This is a genomic window from Thalassospira sp. (assembly GCF_030690045.1).
GTDB lineage: Bacteria > Pseudomonadota > Alphaproteobacteria > Rhodospirillales > Thalassospiraceae > Thalassospira.
Map to the genome: position 1 here is coordinate 87,266 of NZ_JAUYHK010000019.1, position 21,206 is coordinate 108,471.

Here is a 21,206-nt window from a genome sequence, read left to right on the forward strand (position 1 = left end):
GGATTGATTCCTTCAGTCCGAAAAACGCCATGTTGGCCTGTACATTAGGCGGGATTGGAACTGTTGAAAAGGGGGAAACTGTCCATTTGTATAATTTACTAATAAAAAGTGCCGCCAACACGGGGCGGCGGCACTTTTAAGGATCAGGGCAGGCGGTCGATCACATCGCCGTGCCGCCCACGGTCAGGCCGTCAATGCGCAGGGTCGGCTGGCCGACGCCAACCGGAACGCCTTGCCCGTCCTTGCCACAGGTGCCGATCCCGTCATCCAGTTTCATGTCATTGCCGATCATTGAAACCTTGGTCAGGCTGTCGGGGCCATTACCGATCAGGGTCGCGCCCTTGACCGGCGCGCCGATCTTGCCGTTTTCAATCAGATAGGCTTCGGACGCGGCAAAAACGAATTTGCCCGATGTGATATCGACCTGCCCGCCACCGAAATTGACCGCATAAAGGCCTTTTTTGACCGAGGCCAGAACCTCTGCCGGGTCATGTTGCCCGCCCAGCATATAGGTATTGGTCATGCGCGGCATCGGCGCATGGGCATAGGATTGCCGACGGCCATTGCCGGTGGATTTGACCCCGGTCAGGCGGGCATTGAGGCGGTCCTGCATGAAACCGGTCAGAATGCCGTCCTCAATCAGAACCGTGCGTTGGGTCGGTGTGCCTTCATCGTCAATCGACAATGACCCGCGCCGGTCATGGATGGTGCCGTCATCAACCACCGTCACACCGGGGGCGGCAATGCGTTTGCCCAGCAACCCGGCAAAGGCCGATGTGCCCTTGCGGTTGAAATCGCCTTCAAGACCATGCCCGATTGCTTCATGCAGCAAAATCCCCGGCCAGCCCGGCCCCAGAACAACCGTCATCTCGCCCGCCGGGGCGGCGACGGATTCCAGATTGACGCAGGCCTGCCGCAAGGCTTCGTCTACGGCCGATTTCCAGGTTTTTTCATCGAAAAACCCGTCATAGCCAATGCGCCCGCCCTGTCCGTGCGACCCGGTTTCCATGCGGTCGCCCTGGGTGACAACGACCGAGACATTAAACCGAACCAGCGGACGAATATCGCCCAGCCGCAATCCGCCCGCCCGCCAGATTTGCACCGCCTGCCAGTTGCCCGAAATCGAGGCGGACACCTGTGATACGCGCGGGTCGCGGGCGCGGGCATAGGCATCGATTTGCGCCAGCAAATCAACCTTGGCCTGAAACGTTGCCTCGCCCAGCGGATTGATATCGGTATAAAGCGACACATTGGTGCCGGTGGCCCCCAGATCGACCTTGCCCGACCGGGCATTGCCGATGGCGCGCACGGTGTCGGCGGCACGGGCAACCGCATCGTTTGACAATTCGCTGGAATGGGAAAACGCCGCCGTTTCATCGGCCACCGCCCGCAGGCCAAATCCCTGTGCGGTATCGAAATTGGCACTGCGCAGACGGCCATCATCCCATGACAGGCTTTCGGACTGGCGATATTCAAGGAACAGTTCCCCGTCTTCCGCATCACCCAGCGCCGCATTGACCTGCGCCTCAAGACGGTCGCGGTCAAGCTCACTTTTGCCGAAAAACAGATTGTCGGTTTTGCTCAGATCGGTCATCGAACCTCCTTGCGGCTGTCGGAGAATCCCGGCAACCAGTGTCATTCATACCCGGCAAGAACAGGCCCTGTGACAGTAATTTCCCTGACGCTTTAGGGGCTTTCTGTCATGTTTGACTTTGGTCTATACAGGTTTATCGCTGGCTTCCTATATAGAACGCCAGAACCAAAGATGAAAGCCCGTGGCAATGTTTGTTGAACATCCGCAGCGCGTCGCCCTTCATAACGAAATCCATGCAAGGCCGTTTGGCGGCGTGGAATCGCCCGCAAGGTGCAGTTGCCTTGCCTTTCATGCAGGCGAAGACCTTGATTCTAGTGTCCGGCAGCATTTCCGGATTTTCTGCGAACGCTACAGCCTGACACCGCCCGCCGCCGAACAAAAATATTTCGAGGCGGCCTGCGACGGCTTTACCGTGATCTGGGAACGCCATGCCGAATTTACGGTCTATGTGTTCAAGCGCCACGCCCCGTTCGATCAACCCTTTGACGACCCGGTGATCAATCTGATTCCGCAGGACTGGCTGGAAAGCACACCGGGGCAGTTGCTGGTTGGCTTGCACATCGCCATCGACCGCGATCAACGCAGCCCCGAAGAAATTTCGCGCCTGTTTGACCATAACGGCCTGACCGGAAGCCGCGTAATGGGCGGCTCGGCCATGGTCTGGACCGATTTTCGCCTGCATGGCGATGGCTTTGGCCGCATTCTGGTGCGCGATAACGGGCTGGAACCCTTGCAGGCCGGGCGGCTGATTCAGCGGTTAAAGGAACTGGAAGTTTACCGGATGATGGCCTTGCTGGCCTTTCCTTACGCCCATTGCGCCACGCCCAAGGTGTCGGAAATTGATGCGCGGCTGTCCGATATTACCGCCGAAATGGCCAGCAAAGCCCACACCAATGACGAAGAAACCCTGCATAAACTGACCGATCTGGCCGCCCAGACCGAGGAAATGGCGGCATCGCTCAATTACCGGTTTGGCGCGGCGCGGGCCTATTACAAAATTGTGCAGGCCCGCCTTGCCGAATTGCGCGAGGAACGCATCGAAGGGCTGCAAACCGTGACCGAGTTTATGGAACGCCGTCTGGCCCCGGCCATGCGCACCTGCCAGAATATTGGCGACCGTCTGGAAGTCCTCTCGAAACGGGTGGCACGCGCCAACAATCTGCTGCGCACACGGGTCGATATTCTGCTCGAAGCCCAGAACCGCGATTTGCTCGCCAGCATGGACCGCCGCGTCAAACTGCAATTGCGTTTGCAACAAACCGTCGAAGGATTGTCGGTTGCCGCCATCACCTATTATGCCGTCGGCTTGCTCGGCTATCTGTTCAAGGCGATCCACGACGCCGGGGTGCCGCTCAATGACCGCATCGCCACCGGCCTGTCGGTGCCCGTCGTGCTGGCCGTGATCTGGTATGGCATGCGCCGCGTCAAAAAAGCCCTGCACCGGGAGGAGGGGTGAGGTCGCTTGGAAGTCCCTTTTTATTGATGCTCGTCAGGCTCATAACCTGAAGGTGTCAGGCCAAAATTGTGCCAAATAAACAAATAATATCAATAATTTATTTGATAAGTAGGATAAATCGTTTTTGCATTTGGAAGCATTTTGTAAGCTCCAGAGGCTCAGGTCACAGAGCATCTATAATAGAATATGTGAATTAGTATATACTGTTAATGGGAATGTATGCTCCAAATGTTCGACTAAGTATCAAGCGTTATGACACTGCACGCCTCAAGCCCATTTTTTGCTGACCTGTGTCTTATGATAGGCGCAACTGAAAAGCTTGCGATGGGTACAAGTGGTCTTTGGCAATCAATGCGGAAAGGGTGAGAAGATGGATGTAAGAGAAATAGTAAAGAGCTTAGATTCTGAGATTGCAGCCCGCACTTCCGACAGATTCGGCATCAAAATGGGATACGCCCTTATGAAAGCGCTTGCCGAAGATGGGCTGGTTACTCTTGAGAAATTCAGCATCATGGGCAGCGGTGTCTTTGAGCATGAGCTTCTTACTTACAAAAGGAAATATGCCGTTACGATTGACTATGACATGGCCGATTACGATTTTGCCCTAGGGGTGGCTAGGCCACAGATGTAATTGAAGGAATTTATCTATGTCAGACGCATGCCGCAGCGTTGGATCGGTCTGGAAGAGATGGGATCTTCATCTTCATGCGCCTGGCACAAAACTTTCCAATGGTTTTGGTGAGGCTTCCGAAGAGAACTTGCTGCGATATGTTGAAGCGCTGGAGGCTTCGGAAGTTCAGGTGTTTGGGATCACTGACTACTTCTCGTTTGATAGTTATCTCGTTGTGAGTGAGGCGTATCAGGCGGCGTATCCCGATGGGAAAAAACTCTTCATCCCGAATATCGAGTTCCGTTTGACGGAAACGATCAGCAAAGATGCAAGGCATGTTCACACCCATGTTCTTATTGATCCTAAAGCAGGCACGAAAGCTAAGCTTACAACTCTGCTGAGTGATTTGCTGACGCACATTACGCGAGATGGGGGGCGGCGTGTGAGATGTGGCGAACTGTCATCAACGAGTGACTACGAACAAGCTACTGTCAGTATTACCGAGCTGGGCAAGGCGCTTGATGCGGTTTTTTCCGACCGCACCGCTTACATAATCGTGACCGCAGCGAATAATGACGGGCTCAAGGGGGTGGATACGAAATCACCGAGAAGCATGTCGATTTCGGACGAACTTGACAAAGCCAGCGATGCTTTCTTCGGATCTTCAAAGAATTCCGACTATTTCTTGGGAATAGAGCGTTACGAAGACAAAACACCGTCTGAACCGAAACCTGTGTTTTCAGGGTCAGACGCTCACTCGTTTGACGATCTTGCGAGGTTATCGGGAGACGAGGCGGGCTACGAGGGAACCTGGATTAAGGCCGACTTAACATTTCGTGGACTTAGGCAGACGCTCTTCGAACCTAAGGGGCGTGTCCATCTTGGAGAGCGACCGCCAGTGTTGAAACGGCAGGATCAAGACGCTACCCGGTTCATCACCGCACTTGAGATTGATCATGTAGCTGGATACTCAGGCGCAAACGGATCTTGGTTCAAGGATATTATTATACCCTTTAATCCCGAACTAACGGCAATCATCGGCAACAAGGGTAGCGGCAAGAGTGCTGTGGCAGATATTATCGGCTTGCTTGGAGAGTCACGACAGTTCGAGCATTTTTCTTTTCTCACCGATAAGATGCAAAATCGCAAATTTCGCCAGAAGGGTTTCGCCGAGAGTTTCGTTGGAACGCTGTCATGGGCAAGCGGCGCGAAACCCCAGAAACGGCTCGACCAAGATGTTGATCTGAGTAAACCCGAGGTAGTGAAGTATCTTCCCCAGAACTATTTCGAGAGCCTGACGAACGAGATCGAGGTCAAAGCGTTCAGGGGGGAAGTCGAAAAGGTCGTGTTCTCGCACGTGGAAGAGTCTGACCGCATGGGCAAATCGACCTTCTTGGAGCTGGAGGAACTAAAAACTGCACAGAGCAAGAGCGATATCAGTACGCTGAAAGTGCGTCTGCAGGAACTGAACATAGAAATTGTCGAGTTGGAGGGGCAGGCAACCCCCGCGACCAAGGCCGCACTTTCCGAACAGCTCAAGCAAAAGCAGGAAGAATATCGCGTTCTGGAGGCTTCAATACCGACCGAAGTCCCTAAGCCCGAGAGTGAAACCAGTGAGCAGATAGCGATTGGCGATCAGATCGAAAAAGTTAGGCGGAATCAGTCCGACCTTGAGAGCCGTGGAAAGGAAACCGTCGAAAGGCTGTCCTCACTCAAGAGCGATCTTGTGGGCTTGGGTGACATCAAGGAAGCGGTCATAGGGCTTGATTCACAGATCAAGGATGCCAAGGAAGAGCTGCGGGCAGCTTGTACAAGGTTAGATATGGATGTCGATGCGATCATCAAGCATGGGATCGATACATCAACTGTTGACGCAAAGATCGCTGATATTTCGGCGAGGATCAAGGTGCTCGAAGCAGATAGCGAAGTTGCTGTCACAGATGCGACAGAGTTTTCATCGCTTGTCAGCGTTCCCGATCTACGCCGCGCGCACCAGTTTTTGTCCGAAAAGTTGAAGGGGTTGCAGGAAACGCTGTCAGCTCCGCAACGCCGCTATCAGCGCTACGTTCAGGCGGTTTCGGATTTGGCGACTAAGATGACAGACGTCATGGGCAATGAGGAGAACCCAAAGCCCGGAACGATCAAGTATATCGAGCATCGCATTCGCTACATTGAGAATGAGCTGACAGCAAAGCTTGAGGCCAAATATACCGACCGAGATCAGATCGCCCGTTCTATATTCGAAGCGAAGAAGAAGGTTCGTGTGTTCTACGAGGCGTTGAAGTCGAGTGTTGAAGAGCGATTGGCAAGTGTGCGATCAGAAGAGTTTGAAGTTACAATTGATGCCTCGTTTGTTCCATCATACGAGTTTCCTGAGCTGTTCTTTGATCTCGTGAATCAAGCTTCGAGCGGTCCGTTTCGGGGAACGGCTCAAGGTGGAGCGGAGTTGGAGGCGCGTCTGGCCGAAACTGATTGGAACAATGTGGACCGCGTTCTTGGGTTTGCCAACGGCATTATCGACGCTATTCGCACCGAAGACGTGAGCAAGCAGGTTAAGGACGTCAAACGCTTATATGATCTGTTATTCTCGTTTGAATATTTTGATGCACGGTATGAACTGCGATTGGGCGGCAAGAACCTGAACCAACTTTCTCCAGGTGAGAAAGGTCTGTTGCTCCTCGTTTTTTATCTCCACCTGGACAAGGAGAAGACGCCGCTCATTATCGACCAACCCGAAGATAACCTAGATAATGACAGCATTTTCAGCGTTCTGGCTAACTGCATCAGGCAGGCAAAGAAAACCCGACAGGTTATTCTAGTAACCCATAACCCGAACCTCGCCGTTGGCGCTGATGCGGAGCAAGTCCTCTATGTGTCGCTGGATAAGGCTGCGGGCTACAAGTTCTCTTATGAGTCCGGTGCAATAGAAAACCCAAGGATCAATGACATAATAGTTAAGATTCTCGAAGGTTCGAAACCGGCATTTGTTCAGCGACGGCTGAAATACCAGATAAAGTAGGATATGGGACAACAAAAAGGGACAGATTTATTTTTAGCAGCGACTTTTGGGGCGCACGTGTTTTGCCATCAAACCCCGCCAACACCCCGATCTTCCGACAGCTTGTAAGCCGCATAAGTCATGGCCCCGACAAGCACCACCGCCCCGGCCTGATGCGCCACACCCAGCGGCAACCAGACGACGGACAGCAATGTTGAAATCCCCAGCGTGACTTGCAGGCAAACGGCGGCCAGCACCAGATGGGTGGCGATGCGCTGATCGCGCGCAAGGTTCCATGTCCCGGCCCGCCACCAGAACAGCAGCACGGCGGCAAAGGTGATTTTCGCCAGCCAGCGATGATCCCACTGCACCGTCATATGGTCCTCAAACGGGGCCAGCCATGCCGGGCTGTAGTCAAACAGGCCATCGGGGATGATCTGCCCGTCCATCAACGGGAAGGTGTTATAGATATGCCCGGCATTGATCCCGGCAACAAATCCGCCGGAAAGGGTCGTGATGAAAATCAGGCCCAGTACCATCCAGCCGCGTTTCGAGGCAATGGTCGCTATCGGGCGCGGCGCATATTGTTGCAGCCCCACCCACAACAGCGCGATGAAAATGATCAGCGCCAGACCGAAATGCGCAGTCAGGCGATACTGGCTGACATCGGGGTTATCGACCAGGCCGCTCATCACCATGTACCAGCCCATCACCCCCTGCAAACCGCCCAGAATGAACAGGCCCCACAATTTCCATTTGGTCGTGCGGTCAAGATGGCCTTTGACCAGAAACCAGACGAACGGCACGAAAAACACCACGCCAATCAACCGCCCCCACAGGCGATGGATATATTCCAGCCAGAAGATGTTTTTGAAATCCTCAACCGACATCCAGGCATTGATTTTCTGAAATTCCGGATACTGGCTATATTGCAGATACAGATTGTGCCAGTCGGCCTCGCTCAGGGGCGGCAGAATGCCGGTAAAAGGCCGCCATTCGACAATCGACAGGCCCGATTCCGTCAGGCGGGTCAAGCCGCCAATCACCACCATGATGAAAACCATCGCACTGCACACAAACAGCCAAACCGCGACAGAACGATGCGGCGTGGGTGCCGCAAGAAGGGCGGCAGCAGGAGCGGACGGCGTTGGGGCGGCGGACGAAGCGGAATGCGACATGGCGGTTATTCTCTTGGCTTGCGGAATCGGGCGACACTATAGGCAAAAATTCGCAAAAGTGCAGGAAAAGCTGCAAGCCGTTGATACGAAGCACTTTACCGAATGGTTCGCAGCCCATGGGTGCAATTTAATAAACATTAATTTTATGTATTATAATATATAAACACATAAAAAATGTATTGAATTAAATAAAGCACATCGGCATAGTAAATTCCAAAGAGAGAGAACCCAGAATTAAGGATCGCCGATGTTTCCCATCAATCTTGATCTGGCGCGGCTTGCCGTCGTGTTGGTCGGCGACGGTCGGGCCACGCTCAACCGCCTCAAACAGCTTGACGATGACGGTGCCACCCATGTCACCGTCTATAGCGAAAATCCCGAATCCGCGCTGGTTGATCAGGCCGGGGACCGGCTGCATCGGTATTTGCCCAATTCCGCCGATATCAACGCAGCCGCGGTGATGTTTGTTGCCGACCTTGCCGCAGAAAAATCGGCCGAACTGGCGACGATGGCGCGCGCCGTTGGCACGATTGTCAATGTCGAGGATGTAAAGGATTATTGCGATTTTCATTCGCCCGCGCGCATGGTGCGCGGCGATCTGATGGTCACGGTATCCACCAATGGTGCCAGCCCCCGTCTCGCCGGGCGCATTCGCCGGGCGATTGAAAACTGGCTGTTGCCCAACTGGGCCGAACGGCTTGATGAACTTGCCGCCCAGCGTGCCCGCTGGCAGGCATCGGGGGCAGATATGCAAAAACTGATCCGCCTGACCGATGATTATATCGACCGGCGCGGGTGGCTGTGATGACGGTGATGCGCGAAGACGATATTGTGACGGGCGGCAGCATGTCGGTCGAAGAATCCGCTGATCGGGCGCGCGATCTTTTGGCGCGTTATGGCCATTTGCAGGGCATTTCCCTGATCGAACCGATGGTGCATGAAGAATTCAATGGCCGCATCACCATGACCTCGTCCTTCGGGACCGAGGCGGCGGCATTGCTGGCATTGGTGGCCGAAGTGGACCCGAACTTGCCGGTGATTTTCCTCGATACCCGCAAGCTGTTTGGTGAAACCCACCGCTATCGCGAACAATTGGTCGATCAACTGGGCCTGACCAATATCCGCATCATGCGCCCCGATGAAACCCTGCTGGCGGCCGAAGACCCCAAAGGCATGCTGTTTGCCTCGGACACCAACCGCTGCTGTTTCTTGCGCAAGGTCGAACCGTTGCAACGTGCCCTGACGGGCTATGATGCGTGGCTGACCGGGCGCAAGCGCTTTCACGGGGGCGAACGCGGGGCCTTGCCCGCGATCGAGGCGGCGGGAACCCGGATCAAGATCAATCCGCTGGCCGGGTATCAGCGCCAGGATATCGAGGATATCTTTGAAAACCGCGCCCTGCCGCGCCATCCGCTGGAGGCGGAGGGATATTTGTCGATCGGCTGCATGCCCTGCACCGACCGCGCCGCCCCCGACAGCAACGACGTCCGCGCCGGGCGCTGGGCCGGGCAGGATAAAACCGAATGCGGGATTCACTATATTATCTGATCCCGGATTGGGCCGGTGGTCAGATGGTAATCCCCTGCAATTTGCGAAACAGGGTAACGGCATAGCGGTCCGTCATGCCGGAAATATAATCCATCACCCGCATGATTTTTTCATACAGCCCGACGGTTTCCGACAGGCGCCCCGACAGCAGTTTGTCGATGCGGTCGGCCTGCGGCGGCAGGCGTTTGCCGTGAATCTGATGTTCTTCGATGTCAATGGCGGCCCGGACAAAACTGTCAAGCAGGCCGTGAATCACCTCGAACCCGGCAATTTCAATCGGCAGGACATGCGGCGCGTTATAAATCTTGCGCACCGCCAGTTTCTTGCAGTTTTTGGCATCAACGCCCAGCGGCGTATTGGCCAGCAAATCGCCGTCAAGCGTCCCGGTCAGAAGCGCATCCTCGTTGGCGATAAAGGCATCGACGGCGGCCTTGACCAGATTGCCAATCGCCTTGCCGCGCAAAAAACCGATGCGATCATCTTCCGATTTTTCGGCGTACCAGCCCTCGGCCCGCAAATCGGCCCAGCGTTGATCCGCATTGCCGGGGTATTTTTCCGGGTGGCGGGCAATCGGGGCAAGGGCGCGTTCGACTTCTTCAAAGGTCACACAGCCCAGTTCCCAGCCATCCTCAAGATCAACCACCGAATAACAGATATCATCGGCCGCCTCGACCAGATACACCAGCGGATGCCGCCGCCATGCCCCGTCCAGCCCGTCGAGCGGCAACAGGCCGCACACATTGGCAATGGCGCGGGCAATATTGCGTTCCGCCTGATAATATCCGGGCTTTTTCAGGCCGGTATAATCCTTGCGGCGCTCTTCGGGCACAGAAGTAGACCGGGGATATTTGATAAAACTGCCCAGCGTGCCATAGGTCAGGTTCAACCCGCCGTCAAAGCGTTTCATTTCAATCTGGCTGATAATGCGCAAGCCCTGGGCATTGCCCTCGAAATGGCGCAAATCTTCCAGTTGCGGGCCGGTCAGGCGGCCGCTTAATTCATCCTTTGCCAGCCTTGATGTGGCAAACCATTCATTGATCGCATCCTCGCCGGAATGACCAAAGGGCGGATTGCCGATATCATGGGCCAGACAGGCCGCCTGCACCATATAGCCGATATCGGCAATGGTAATCGTGCTGTCGGGGCCCAGTTGCGGCACAATATGCGCGCCTGCCATCAGGCCCAGCGACTGCCCGACCGATCCGACCTCGATGGTATGGGTCAGGCGGGTATGAACATGATCATTTTCCGACAGCGGATGCACCTGCGTCTTGTTTTGCAAGCGCCGGAACGATGACGAAAAAATGATCCGGTCCACATCAATCTGAAACGGGCTTCGGCCATCGGGAGCCGGAAAAACCGGCCCGTCAGGCACCATGATCCTGCCATCCTGCATCTCAAGCCGATGGGCCGAAAGCAAATCCTGCCAGCGCATTCTGGCTGGTGTTGTCAAAGATACCGGATGTGCCGGGGTGGGCGGGGTCGTCATGGTGGTGCGGCTCCTGTCCGTCACAAGGGATATCGGCGACTGTACCGGGCGATCAGCCAAACATCCAGCTTTGCGGATCGTCAATCGGCCGCTCATTAAGCGCCCGCAAAATGCCGATCACATTGCGGCCAATGAACCATGCGACGGTGTAAAGGCTCATGATCCCGACAATCGCCCAGCCAATCAGCGGAACCCACCCGATGAACAGTGCCACGCACCCGGTCAGGATGGTATAAAGGATGCTGATCCAGAAAGTGCGAATGATGAAGGTGTAATGGCTGTTGGTCCAATGCCCGTCGCGTTCGCGCGAGACATAGGCAATGATCACCGCCACCAGCCCGGTGGCAAAGGCGGTAAACAATGTCGCCAGCATCAGGGCATAACACACCACCGCCCCGTTGCCGCCGCGTGTATCGGCATATTGCGGGGCATGGTCAAACGCGGCATCCTGCCCACTCATCCGGTCGCTCATGGGTCTTTTTCCTGTTATGTTGCAAGGGCACAAATTTCTGCGCGATATTCATCGCAGCATATAGCGATAACGGCTCAGGGGCGCAAACCATCGATCATCAACCGCACACCCAACGCGCCCAAAATCAGACTTGCAAAACGATCCACCCATGTCTTGCCCCCCAGATAGACCCGTCTGATGCGATGTCCCGAAAACAACAGGGCGACAATTGCATACCAGCCGGCCTCGATCATGAAAATCAGCGGCGGCAAGGCCAGCAACATCCAAAGTGGCGGCTCGGCAGGCAGAAGGCTTGCGAAAATGCTGGCATAAACCATGGCGGTTTTCGGATTGCTGATCTGGGTCAGCATGGCAAGGGTAAAGGATGTTGAGGCGGATGCCGGTTTCAGGGTGGCATCCGTGCCATTCAGGCTATCGGCTTCAATCTCCAGCGGCTCGGACGCATGTCGCCATATCCGGATGCCGAGATAAACCAGATACGCACCGCCCGCAATTTTGAACACCAGATAAAGCCACCCGACCTGGGATAAAACGGTTGCCAGTCCAAGAATTGCAAGGCTTGCGAACAATGCGCCGCCTGCACCCATACCAAGGGCGGCGGCCAATCCGTTGCGGCGCGATGAGGATACCGCAATCCGCGTTACCATGACAAAGCTGGGCCCGGGGCTGATGGCACCAATCAGCAGGGCACCCAATATTCCAGCCAGAATGACCGCATCGTGCATAACATCCTCCCCTTTTTGCCATGCAAGGCCTGTGACAGGGGGCGAGGATATCACAGCCGGGTAAAAATTGAACTTTTGTTGGCTTTTACCTCGACTCTTCTGATTTCCGGCCTACATTTGCCGCCATATAGCGGGGATCTTTCGAGACAAGGAAAAGACGCATGTCTGAATATGATTATGATCTGTTTGTGATCGGTGCCGGGTCGGGCGGGGTGCGTGCCGCCCGTGTGGCATCGGGATATGGCGCCAAAGTGGCAATTGCCGAAGAAAGCCGGGTGGGTGGCACCTGTGTCATTCGCGGCTGTGTCCCCAAAAAGCTTCTGGTTTACGGCGCGCATTTCGCCGAGGATTTCGAGGATGCGGCCGCCTATGGCTGGACCCTGCCGGGCAAGCCGGAATTTTCATGGAAAACCCTGATTGCCAACAAGGATGCCGAGATTGAACGCCTGAACGGCATTTATAAAAAACTGCTGGCCGGGTCCAATGTCGAACTGTTTGAAAGCCGCGCAGTTCTGCAAGACGCTCATACCATCAAGGTCGGCGATAAAACCGTGACGGCGGACCGGATTTTGATTGCGGTGGGCGGCACGCCGACCCTGCCCGATATTCCGGGTATCGAACATGCGATTTCCTCGAACGAGGCCTTTCACCTTGAAGAATTGCCCGGCCGCATTGCCGTGGTTGGCGGCGGTTATATTGCGGTGGAATTCGCCGGGATTTTTGCCGGGCTGGGCGCACAGGTCACACAGTTTTATCGCGGCGATCAGATTTTGCGCGGCTTTGATCACGATATCCGCACCCATCTGGCGCAGGAAATTGTCAAAAAGGGCATTGACCTGAAACTGCACACCAATGTCACGGCGATTGAAAAGCAGGATGACGGGACGCTTTGCCTCACCCTGACCGGCGGCGGGCATCAGGTGGTCGATGCCATCATGTTTGCCACCGGGCGCAATCCCAAAACCCACGGCATGGGCCTTGAACAGGCCGGGGTGGAACTGAAAAACAACAATGCCATCATCACCAATGCGGCACTTCAAACCAGTGTGCCCAATATTTATGCCGTGGGCGATGTCCGCGATCATGTGCAACTGACGCCGGTGGCAATCAAGGAAGGCATGGCCTTTGCCGACAGTGTCTTTGGCGGCAAACCGTGGTCGATGTCCTATCACGCCATCCCGACGGCGGTGTTCAGCCAGCCGCCGGTCGGCACCGTGGGATTAAGCGAGGAAGAAGCGCGTGCCAAAGGCGGCGAGGTGGTGATTTACAAATCCACCTTCAAACCGATGCGCCATACCCTTTCGGGGCGTGATGAAAAAACCCTGATGAAACTGATCGTCGATAAAACCACCGATGTGGTTTTGGGTGCCCACATGGTCGGCCCCGATGCCGCCGAAATCATTCAGGGCATCGGCATTGCGGTCCGCATGGGCGCAACCAAGGCACAGTTTGACCAGACGGTGGCGGTGCATCCGTCGGCGGCAGAGGAATTTGTGACGATGCGCTTCCCGGTCGGCGGCTGATCTTAAAAGCTAAAGCCTTCTGATATGCAATAGGTATATCAGAAGGCTGCGTTTTTGCTTAACTGTTGTAAAGGTTGTGTCGACTATGACATGATCGGCTTAAAGTAAATGGTTGGCGCCAGTTTTGAGGGGGGGAGATGCAGCAAACTGAATTGTTTTATGATGAGCGCTTTCTTGAAAGTTGGGCTGGCTCAATCGTATCTGTTCCGAGTACCGCTTTGGTTGAATTGGTTGCCAACTGTTGGGATGCTTATGCGACAAAAGTGGATATCACGTGCGCTGATTTTTCCGAGCAAACTCAATTCTCAATTGTAGATAACGGCAAAGGGATGACGCTAGACGAGTTCCAGTTTATTTGGAAGACGATGTCTTACAACCGTTTGAATTATGGCGGAGAATCTGTACTACCCCCGAATGACATCAAGGGAAATCCACGTCCAGTCTTTGGTCGAAACGGCAAAGGACGCTTCGCTGCATTCTGTTTTTCAGATTCATATGTTGTTAAATCCCGAAGCAATGGGGAAGAGTTTGAGTGCAAGGTTTATCGCACGTCAAGTAGACCGCTAGTCATCGAAGAGATAAGCTACACGGCGACCGGCGTTGAGGGGCACGGTACAGAGATTCGAGGCGTTGGTTCGATTACTCAACTTAAGTTCTCAGAAGACGAGGCGCGAGAGGTTATCGGAGGACGATTTCTAGCTAACCCTGGTTTTGAAGTGTTTGTAAATAAAAGGAAAGTTACCTTTTCAGATTTACCAGATAGTGCTCTGCGCACTGAGATGGTTGATGTGCCTGGATATGGGGCTCTTAAGATTATCCATATCGATTCTAGGCAGGCGGATAAAACAACCAAACAGCACGGTATTGCATGGTGGGTGGCTGGTCGAGCCGTTGGTGAATGTAGGTGGAGTGGCAGTGACCTTGAGAGAGTTCTTGATGGCAGGACGAACGAAGCCAAGAGATTCACATTTATTGTCCAAGCCGATTTTCTAAAAGATAATTCGGCTGTCGAGGCCGATTGGTCCTCTTTTATCGAGGATAACCAAGCTTGGCAGGCAGCTAGAGCTATTGCCCAGAACAAGATCAAAGAAATAATTGATGGCGTAAATCTATCAGAGCGAGATGTAAGAAAACGCTCAGTTATTAAGAAGATTGGTAGTGGCATCGACCGATTGCCCCCACTCAGTAAAGATCGCGTTTCCAATTTTGTTGATCAAGTAGTAGATCAGTGTCCGAGCTTACGTGAAAGCGATATCGTTCATTTGAGTTCTATTCTCGCCAATCTTGAGAAAAGTAGTTCGCAATTTGGTTTGCTTGAGCTTCTTCATGATCAAGCTCCGCATGATTTAGATGCCTTGCACGATATTTTAACTAAGTGGTCAATTGGCATGGCTAAAATTGTGTTAGATGAAATACAGACTCGCCTAAAGATTGTGCATGAACTTAAAGAAAAAGTTCAAATTGATCGTGTCGATGAGGTTCACGAATTACAGCCTTTGTTTGAAAAGGGGTTGTGGATGTTCGGACCCCAATTTGAGTCTATTGAGTTCACATCTAACAAAGGCATGACAACTGTTATTCGTGAATTATTCAAAGACTCAGAATTAAAAGGTACTCGTAATCGTCCAGATTTCGTAATTCTTCCAGATACGAGCATCGGATTTTATGCTCGGAACTCATATGATGAGGAGTTTAACGAGAATGGGATTGATCACTTGGTTGTTGTTGATTTGAAAACAACTAAGTTGCCTCTTGGGAGTGTGGAGAAAGAGCAAGTATGGAAATACATAAAAGAGCTTAAATCCAAAGGGAAGATCCAAGCTCATACTAGGGTGGATGGCTTCGTTCTCGGCACGGAAATAGAGCCTGGAGAAGGCGATCATACGACGCACGGTAGCAACGTCCGGGTTATACCTATGTTATACGACACTGTTCTGGCGAGAGCGGAAACAAGACTACTAAACCTTTATGATCAAGTGAAAGAAGCTCCGTTCCTGCGTGAGCACAAGGACGATCTAGCACAATTTGTCCAAGCTTCTTCTTCTGACCAAGGTAGTTTAGCTGTTTAGTTAGAGAAGTTTGGGTGCTTGGCATTGCGGATGGTTTCAATCGTGGTGCTTTTCGCGAGTATAAAAGGGGACTGTCCCCTTTTATAAGGAATGTGTTGCCGTGAGGGTTCTTCAGAATGGCAGCGGCGCATTATCCACCACCTCTTTCATGACAAAAAACGTCCGCGTTTGCCGCACGCCGGGCAGGGCAATCAGTTGTTCGCCGTGCAGATGGTTGAAATCCGCCATGTCGCGCACCCGGATTTTCAGGAAATAGTCAAAATCCCCGGCCACCAGATGGCAATCAAGGATAAAGGGCAGTTTGCGGCACGCGGTTTCAAATTCGGCAAAGCTGTCAGGCGTGGACCGGTCCAACACCACACCGACCATCACCAGCGCCCCGCGATCCACCTTGTCGGGTGCGATGTGGGCGCGGACCGATGTGACATAGCCATCGTCAAACAATCGTTGCATCCGGCGGTGGCAGGTTGCCGGGCTGACATTGACCCGTTTGGCAATCTCGGCATTGCCCATGCGACCATCGCTTTGCAACAGGCGCAAAATCTTTTGATCGATGCGGTCGATAGTATCGGGCATGAAAGAACCTTCCGGAAATTTGATCTGTTATGGAATTTTGCGCATATTTTTTGTCGGGATGAAAGTCCGGTATGAAATTTTATCCCCAAATTCGAGCGCACCTTTCATCGCGAGTGCGATAGCCTTTCCCGGTCTTCTTCTTCGTTCTACACATCAGGGAATGCGCAATGAATCTGAACAAATTTGAAAAATATCCGCTGACCTTCGGCCCGACGCCGATTGAAACCCTGCCGCGTCTGTCCGCCCATCTGGGCGGTGATGTTGAATTGTTCGCCAAGCGCGAGGATTGCAATTCCGGCCTGGCCTTTGGCGGCAATAAGGTCCGCAAGATGGAATATATCATTCCCGATGCGATCAAATCGGGGGCCGATACCCTGGTGACGATTGGCGGGGTGCAATCCAACCATACAAGGCAGGTCGCCGCGATTGCCGCCAAGATCGGCATGAAATGCCGTCTGGTGCAGGAAAGCTGGGTGCCGTTCAATGATGCGGTCTATGACCGGGTGGGCAACATCCTGATGAGCCGCGTTCTGGGCGCACAGATTGAACTGGTCGATGAAGGATTTGATATCGGCATCCGCGAAAGCTGGGAAAATGCCATTGCCGATGTCAAGGCGAAGGGCGGCGTGCCCTATGCCATTCCGGCGGGCGCATCGGTGCATAAATATGGCGGGCTGGGCTTTGTCGGCTTTGCCGAAGAAGTCCGCGCACAGGAAGCCGAACTGGGTTTCAAATTCGATTATATCGTGGTCTGTACCGTAACGGGCTCCACCCATGCCGGAATGCTGGTTGGCTTTGCCGCCGATGGCCGGGCGCGTCAGGTAATCGGCATCGATGCCTCGGCTACCCCCGATCAAACCCGCGCACAGGTTCTCGATATTGCACAGAAAACCGCAAATCTGGTCGAACTGGGTCAGGATATCGTGAATGACGATGTGGTGCTGATCGAGGATTACGCCTATCCGCTGTATGGCGTGCCATCCAAAGAAACCAACGAGGCAATGCGCCTGTGCGCCCGGATGGAAGGCATGATGACCGACCCGGTTTATGAAGGCAAATCGATGCAGGGCATGATTGATCTGGTCAAAAAGGGCTATTTCCCCAAGGGATCAAAGGTGCTGTATGCCCATCTGGGCGGCGTTCCGGCGATCAATGGCTATAGCTATCTGTATCGCAACGGCTGATCCGTGGCGATCTGAATTGAAAAAGGGGAAGCCTGAAACCGGGCTTCCCCTTTTGTCTTTTGTGTTGGCACCCCAATCCTAACGCCCGGTAATCCCCGGAAAGATGATCAGGACGGCAACGGCCAGAATCTGAAGGCAGATAAACGGCACAAGGGCGCGGAAAATCGTGCCCAGCGAGATATCGGGCGGGGCCACCGATTTCAGGTAAAACGCCGCCGGGCCAAAGGGCGGGGTCAGGAAGGAAATCTGCATATTCATGGCAAACAACACCCCGAACCACACCGGGTCATAGCCCAGATCGCGGATCACAGGCACAAAGATCGGCATGGTCAAAAGCGCAATGCCGACCCAGTCCAGAAACATGCCAAGCACAAACAGGATCAGCATCATAAACAGCAGGATGGTGGTCGGATCATCGGAAATGCCGGTGATCATGCCCGACACAAACTTGATCCCGCCCATCAGGTTAAACACCCCGACCAAAGCCGACGCGCCAATGCCGATCCAGACAATCATGCCACAGGTCGAAAGCGTCTGGACCGCGGCGGATTTCAACATATGCAGCGAAAATTCGCGGCGCATGATGGTCGATACGATCACCCCGGCCACCCCGACTGCGGATGCCTCGGTGACCGAGGCAATCCCGCCATAAATCGATCCCAAAACGCAAACCACCACCAGCAAGGGCAGGAACAATCCCTTAAGTAGACGGATTTTTTCGGAATGCGGGATCGGTTCGGTTTGCGGCGGCGGGGCGATGTTTTTGCCGGTGTAACAGCGGATCAGGATATAGGCGACGTAAAACCCGGCCAACATGAAACCCGGCACAAAGGCCGAGGTAAACAGATCGCCAATCGACACATTGGCCGTCAGGCCATAAATGATCAGGACGATGGACGGCGGCACCATGGTGCCCAACGACCCACCGGCACATACCACGCCAATTGCCAGATTGCGGTCATACCCCTGTCGCAACATTTGCGGCAGGGCGATCATGCCAAGCAACACAATCTCGCCGCCGATGATACCACTCATGGCGGCCAGAATAACGGCGACAAAAATCGTCTGAACCGCCACCCCGCCCTTAAGCCGCCCGCCAAACAGGCGCATCGCCTCGAACAGATCACGCGCAATGCCCGACCGGTCCAGAATGGCCGCCATCAGGACAAACATCGGCACCGACACAAAAACAAAGGACGACACAAACGAAAATACCCGGCTGGTAATCAGTGGCACAGCCATCGGCCCGAACCAGCCCAGGGTAAAGATCAGCGCGATCAGCAAGGTGACAAAGGCCAGTGGCATCCCGGTCAGCAAAAAGCCGATCAGCATGACCAGCATGACCAGCGTACCGTATTCAATGCCCAGAGATTGCAAGTCAAACATCGAAACTTATCCTGTATGGCCAAAGGCACAGATCAGACAGATCGGAAAAAAACACCGGATTATGACGCCGAAGGATTATCAGCCGCCGGGTCCGAAGGACGGGGCGCACGGGCATAATTGATGGCCAGAACAATGAATTGCACCGTCAGAATAACCAGCACCACCAGCATGAAAATCTTGAGAACACCCGGATAGGGGGCGTTAAAGGCGCTGCCGGTGGTTTCCAGATGAATGCCGCCATCGCGGAAAAACACTGCACGGCCGACCATCTGCCAGGCGGCCCAGGCAAAAAACGCCGATGACAGGGCACAAATCAGCGATATGGCAATATCAAGTCCCCGCCGGGTATGCGGGCCGACAATGTCATAAAGAATGACAACGCGGATATGTTTGTTATGGGCGGCACAATACAGCCCGCCAAACACAAACCCGATGGCGCACAGGAAAATTGTTGTTTCATGCGCCCACAGGGTCGGACGGTTAAAAACATGGCGCATGAAAATTTCGGTGATCAAAACCCCCATCGAGACCAGAAAACACAGGGCAAAAAACGGCCCTGTCTTATCGACGATGCGGCCCAAAATCCCGGATTCCGGGCAGGCAGGCGGCGGGGCTTCGCCAATGATTTCGATGGCTGTTTCGTCAATGACGGGCGGTGTCGTCGGCGCAATTTTGGGATTATCGGTCATTTCTGAACGATCCTTTGCGGTGCCGCCCGGCGGGATAACCGCCGGGCGGAACTGTTCACGGAATTCCGAAAGGTCCAAAGACCTTACAGCATACCCTGCGCTTCAAGATACGTCATCAGGGTCTCATAGACCTTTTTGGCGTTTTCCGACCGGTCGGCGACTTTCTGCCACTGGCTGGTGGCGATTTTGCGGAACTTGTTGCGTTCTTCGGCCGACCAGTTGTGGATGGTGATATCCCCCTTGGCGCGGGCGGCGGCAACGGCTTCAAGATCCTTCATCGCCAGTTGGGCATCCATGTCACGGGCCAGATCACGGACCGAAACCGTCAGGATGGCCTGCAAATCGGCAGGCATCGATTCCCATTTGGTCTTGTTCACCGAAACTTCCAGCATCGGCATGGAATGGAAACCCGGATAGACCGGATGTTTGGCGATATCATGCAGGCCCATCGCCTGATTGGTCGAAAATACCGTGGCGTCGGCGGCATCAATCACTTTTTTATCCAGCGATGTGAACACTTCCGATTGCGGAATATTGACCGGCGATGCCCCGGCGGCGGCAAAAACTTCCTGTACCATGCCTTCCGGCGCGCGGACTTTCAAACCCTGCATATCGGCGACGCTGTCAAGCGGCTTGGCCGATACAAAGGCTTCAAGTCCCGGCGTGACCGCGCCGACAAAATACAGGCCATACGGGGCCAGCATTTCATTCATCAATTCCTTGCCGCCTCCATATTCAACAAACCGCAGCATTTCAGACGGGGCCGACCATGCGCCCACCGGATTGGCGATCAGGCCGAATGCCGGGTCCTTGCCGGTGAAATAGCTGGTATCGGTGATGTGACCATCGATGATCCCGGCGGAAATGGCGTCCTGGGTTTCGGCATGTTCGACAACCGATCCGACCGGCAACATTTCAACGGCAATCCGGCCGCCGGACATGGCGCCAACCCGTTCGGCCCATTCCTGTTCAATCACGAAATTCGGCACGCCCGCATTGTCGCTGGACTGGATTTTAAAGGTAAATTCCTGGGCCTGGGCCGCAAAGGGGGCGACCGATACCAGAAGAGTGGCCGCAAAGGCGGCTCCGGCAAGTGAGGTGAAACGGCGTTTCATTTGTTTTCTCCCTGATGTGCCGGTTTCCCGGCAGGGGTGGGGCCTGATGTTACAGGGCCACCCTGTTGATGCACGGCCAGACCGGCCAGTGCAGTGTTGACGATGGTTTCAATCGGGGCATCAATCGAGACCGTCAGCGGATCTTCATCCGGCCCCGGCGGTTCAAGATCGCCAAGCTGACTGTCAAGCAGGCTGGACGGCATGAAATGACCGGTCCGGCGTTCCAGCCGGGCAAGGATCAGATCGCGGGAACCTTCCAGAAACACAAAGCATACCGGGGCAAGACGGTTGCGCAGAAAATCGCGATAACGGCGTTTAAGTGCCGAACAGGCCATAAAAACCGGGGCTTCGGTGCGGATATCCTGTGCAGCAATACACAACGCGCCCAGCCACGGCCAGCGCATCTCGTCATTCAACGGCAATCCGCGCCGCATATATTCGACATTTTCCAACGGATGATGATCATCGGCATCCAGCCACGCCCCGCCGGTGCGCTCTGCCAGACGGCGTGCGATCTCGGTCTTGCCCGACCCACTCACACCCATCACGATGACGAAACCGGCTTTGATGGTCATTCCTCCCGCCGTCTTTATT

18 protein-coding genes are annotated in these 21,206 nt (G+C 54.3%); 8 read left to right on the forward strand and 10 right to left on the reverse strand.

Features of this window, described 5'->3' with window-relative positions; genetic code table 11:
- Positions 1-160 precede the first annotated feature (160 nt).
- The gene (gene tldD, locus Q8O73_RS16325; RefSeq protein ID WP_305559258.1) at positions 161-1,594 is read right to left on the reverse strand and encodes a metalloprotease TldD; all 1,434 of its coding nucleotides are present in this window, start codon (positions 1,592-1,594) and stop codon (positions 161-163) included.
- A gap of 187 nt (positions 1,595-1,781) precedes the next feature.
- Here tldD and Q8O73_RS16330 point away from each other — a divergent pair, with 187 nt between their 5' ends.
- The 3 genes from Q8O73_RS16330 to Q8O73_RS16340 all read left to right on the forward strand — a co-directional run bounded on the left by Q8O73_RS16330 (position 1,782) and on the right by Q8O73_RS16340 (position 6,679).
- On the forward strand, positions 1,782-3,050 hold the full coding sequence (locus Q8O73_RS16330; protein ID WP_305559312.1) for a DUF3422 family protein: 1,269 nt from the start codon (positions 1,782-1,784) through the stop codon (positions 3,048-3,050).
- A gap of 370 nt (positions 3,051-3,420) precedes the next feature.
- Positions 3,421-3,681, forward strand: coding sequence for a hypothetical protein (locus Q8O73_RS16335; protein WP_305559259.1), 261 nt, complete (start codon positions 3,421-3,423; stop codon positions 3,679-3,681).
- A gap of 16 nt (positions 3,682-3,697) precedes the next feature.
- On the forward strand, positions 3,698-6,679 hold the full coding sequence (locus Q8O73_RS16340) for a TrlF family AAA-like ATPase (protein WP_305559260.1): 2,982 nt from the start codon (positions 3,698-3,700) through the stop codon (positions 6,677-6,679).
- A 68-nt stretch (positions 6,680-6,747) separates the two neighbouring features.
- Here the strand turns inward: Q8O73_RS16340 and Q8O73_RS16345 are convergent, their stop codons facing one another.
- Positions 6,748-7,836 carry a COX15/CtaA family protein gene (locus tag Q8O73_RS16345; protein ID WP_305559261.1) on the reverse strand — a complete coding sequence of 363 codons (1,089 nt, stop codon included), beginning with the start codon at positions 7,834-7,836 and terminating at the stop codon, positions 6,748-6,750.
- 247 nt (positions 7,837-8,083) lie between these two features.
- On the opposite strand from Q8O73_RS16345, the gene Q8O73_RS16350 reads away from it, so the two are divergent.
- On the forward strand, positions 8,084-8,641 hold the full coding sequence (locus tag Q8O73_RS16350; RefSeq protein WP_305559262.1) for a bifunctional precorrin-2 dehydrogenase/sirohydrochlorin ferrochelatase: 558 nt from the start codon (positions 8,084-8,086) through the stop codon (positions 8,639-8,641).
- Positions 8,641-9,384 (forward strand): phosphoadenylyl-sulfate reductase, encoded by a 744-nt coding sequence (locus Q8O73_RS16355; RefSeq protein ID WP_305559263.1) that lies wholly within the window; start codon positions 8,641-8,643, stop codon positions 9,382-9,384. The genes Q8O73_RS16350 and Q8O73_RS16355 overlap by 1 nt, the downstream gene beginning before the upstream one ends.
- 19 nt (positions 9,385-9,403) lie before the next feature.
- Here the strand turns inward: Q8O73_RS16355 and Q8O73_RS16360 are convergent, their stop codons facing one another.
- The 3 genes from Q8O73_RS16360 to Q8O73_RS16370 all read right to left on the reverse strand — a co-directional run bounded on the left by Q8O73_RS16360 (position 9,404) and on the right by Q8O73_RS16370 (position 12,070).
- Complete coding sequence (locus Q8O73_RS16360) at positions 9,404-10,873, reverse strand: deoxyguanosinetriphosphate triphosphohydrolase (protein ID WP_305559264.1); 1,470 nt, start codon at positions 10,871-10,873, stop codon at positions 9,404-9,406.
- Between the two features lie 52 nt (positions 10,874-10,925).
- Complete coding sequence (locus Q8O73_RS16365; protein WP_305559265.1) at positions 10,926-11,345, reverse strand: hypothetical protein; 420 nt, start codon at positions 11,343-11,345, stop codon at positions 10,926-10,928.
- Between the two features lie 74 nt (positions 11,346-11,419).
- The gene (locus tag Q8O73_RS16370) at positions 11,420-12,070 is read right to left on the reverse strand and encodes a LysE family translocator (protein WP_305559266.1); all 651 of its coding nucleotides are present in this window, start codon (positions 12,068-12,070) and stop codon (positions 11,420-11,422) included.
- A gap of 161 nt (positions 12,071-12,231) precedes the next feature.
- Between Q8O73_RS16370 and gor the strand changes: the two genes are divergently transcribed.
- Both gor and Q8O73_RS16380 read left to right on the forward strand, forming a co-directional pair.
- Entirely contained in the window at positions 12,232-13,593 is a 1,362-nt protein-coding gene (gene gor / locus Q8O73_RS16375; protein WP_305559267.1) for a glutathione-disulfide reductase, read from the forward strand.
- Between the two features lie 137 nt (positions 13,594-13,730).
- A complete protein-coding gene (locus Q8O73_RS16380; protein WP_305559268.1) occupies positions 13,731-15,662 on the forward strand; it encodes an ATP-binding protein in 1,932 nt (643 codons plus the stop codon).
- 111 nt (positions 15,663-15,773) lie between these two features.
- On the opposite strand, the gene Q8O73_RS16385 is transcribed toward Q8O73_RS16380, so the two are convergent.
- Positions 15,774-16,238 carry an Lrp/AsnC family transcriptional regulator gene (locus Q8O73_RS16385; RefSeq protein WP_305559269.1) on the reverse strand — a complete coding sequence of 155 codons (465 nt, stop codon included), beginning with the start codon at positions 16,236-16,238 and terminating at the stop codon, positions 15,774-15,776.
- A gap of 167 nt (positions 16,239-16,405) precedes the next feature.
- On the opposite strand from Q8O73_RS16385, the gene Q8O73_RS16390 reads away from it, so the two are divergent.
- The gene (locus Q8O73_RS16390; protein WP_305559270.1) at positions 16,406-17,422 is read left to right on the forward strand and encodes a 1-aminocyclopropane-1-carboxylate deaminase; all 1,017 of its coding nucleotides are present in this window, start codon (positions 16,406-16,408) and stop codon (positions 17,420-17,422) included.
- A 78-nt stretch (positions 17,423-17,500) separates the two neighbouring features.
- On the opposite strand, the gene Q8O73_RS16395 is transcribed toward Q8O73_RS16390, so the two are convergent.
- The 4 genes from Q8O73_RS16395 to Q8O73_RS16410 form a co-directional block, all read right to left on the reverse strand.
- A complete protein-coding gene (locus Q8O73_RS16395) occupies positions 17,501-18,808 on the reverse strand; it encodes a TRAP transporter large permease subunit (RefSeq protein ID WP_305559271.1) in 1,308 nt (435 codons plus the stop codon).
- A 59-nt stretch (positions 18,809-18,867) separates the two neighbouring features.
- On the reverse strand, positions 18,868-19,497 hold the full coding sequence (locus Q8O73_RS16400) for a TRAP transporter small permease subunit (protein ID WP_305559272.1): 630 nt from the start codon (positions 19,495-19,497) through the stop codon (positions 18,868-18,870).
- An 83-nt stretch (positions 19,498-19,580) separates the two neighbouring features.
- Positions 19,581-20,612 carry a TRAP transporter substrate-binding protein gene (locus Q8O73_RS16405; protein WP_305559273.1) on the reverse strand — a complete coding sequence of 344 codons (1,032 nt, stop codon included), beginning with the start codon at positions 20,610-20,612 and terminating at the stop codon, positions 19,581-19,583.
- Positions 20,609-21,187: a gluconokinase gene (locus Q8O73_RS16410; RefSeq protein WP_305559274.1), complete on the reverse strand. Its 579-nt coding sequence runs from the start codon at positions 21,185-21,187 to the stop codon at positions 20,609-20,611. The genes Q8O73_RS16405 and Q8O73_RS16410 overlap by 4 nt, the downstream gene beginning before the upstream one ends.
- Positions 21,188-21,206 lie beyond the last annotated feature (19 nt).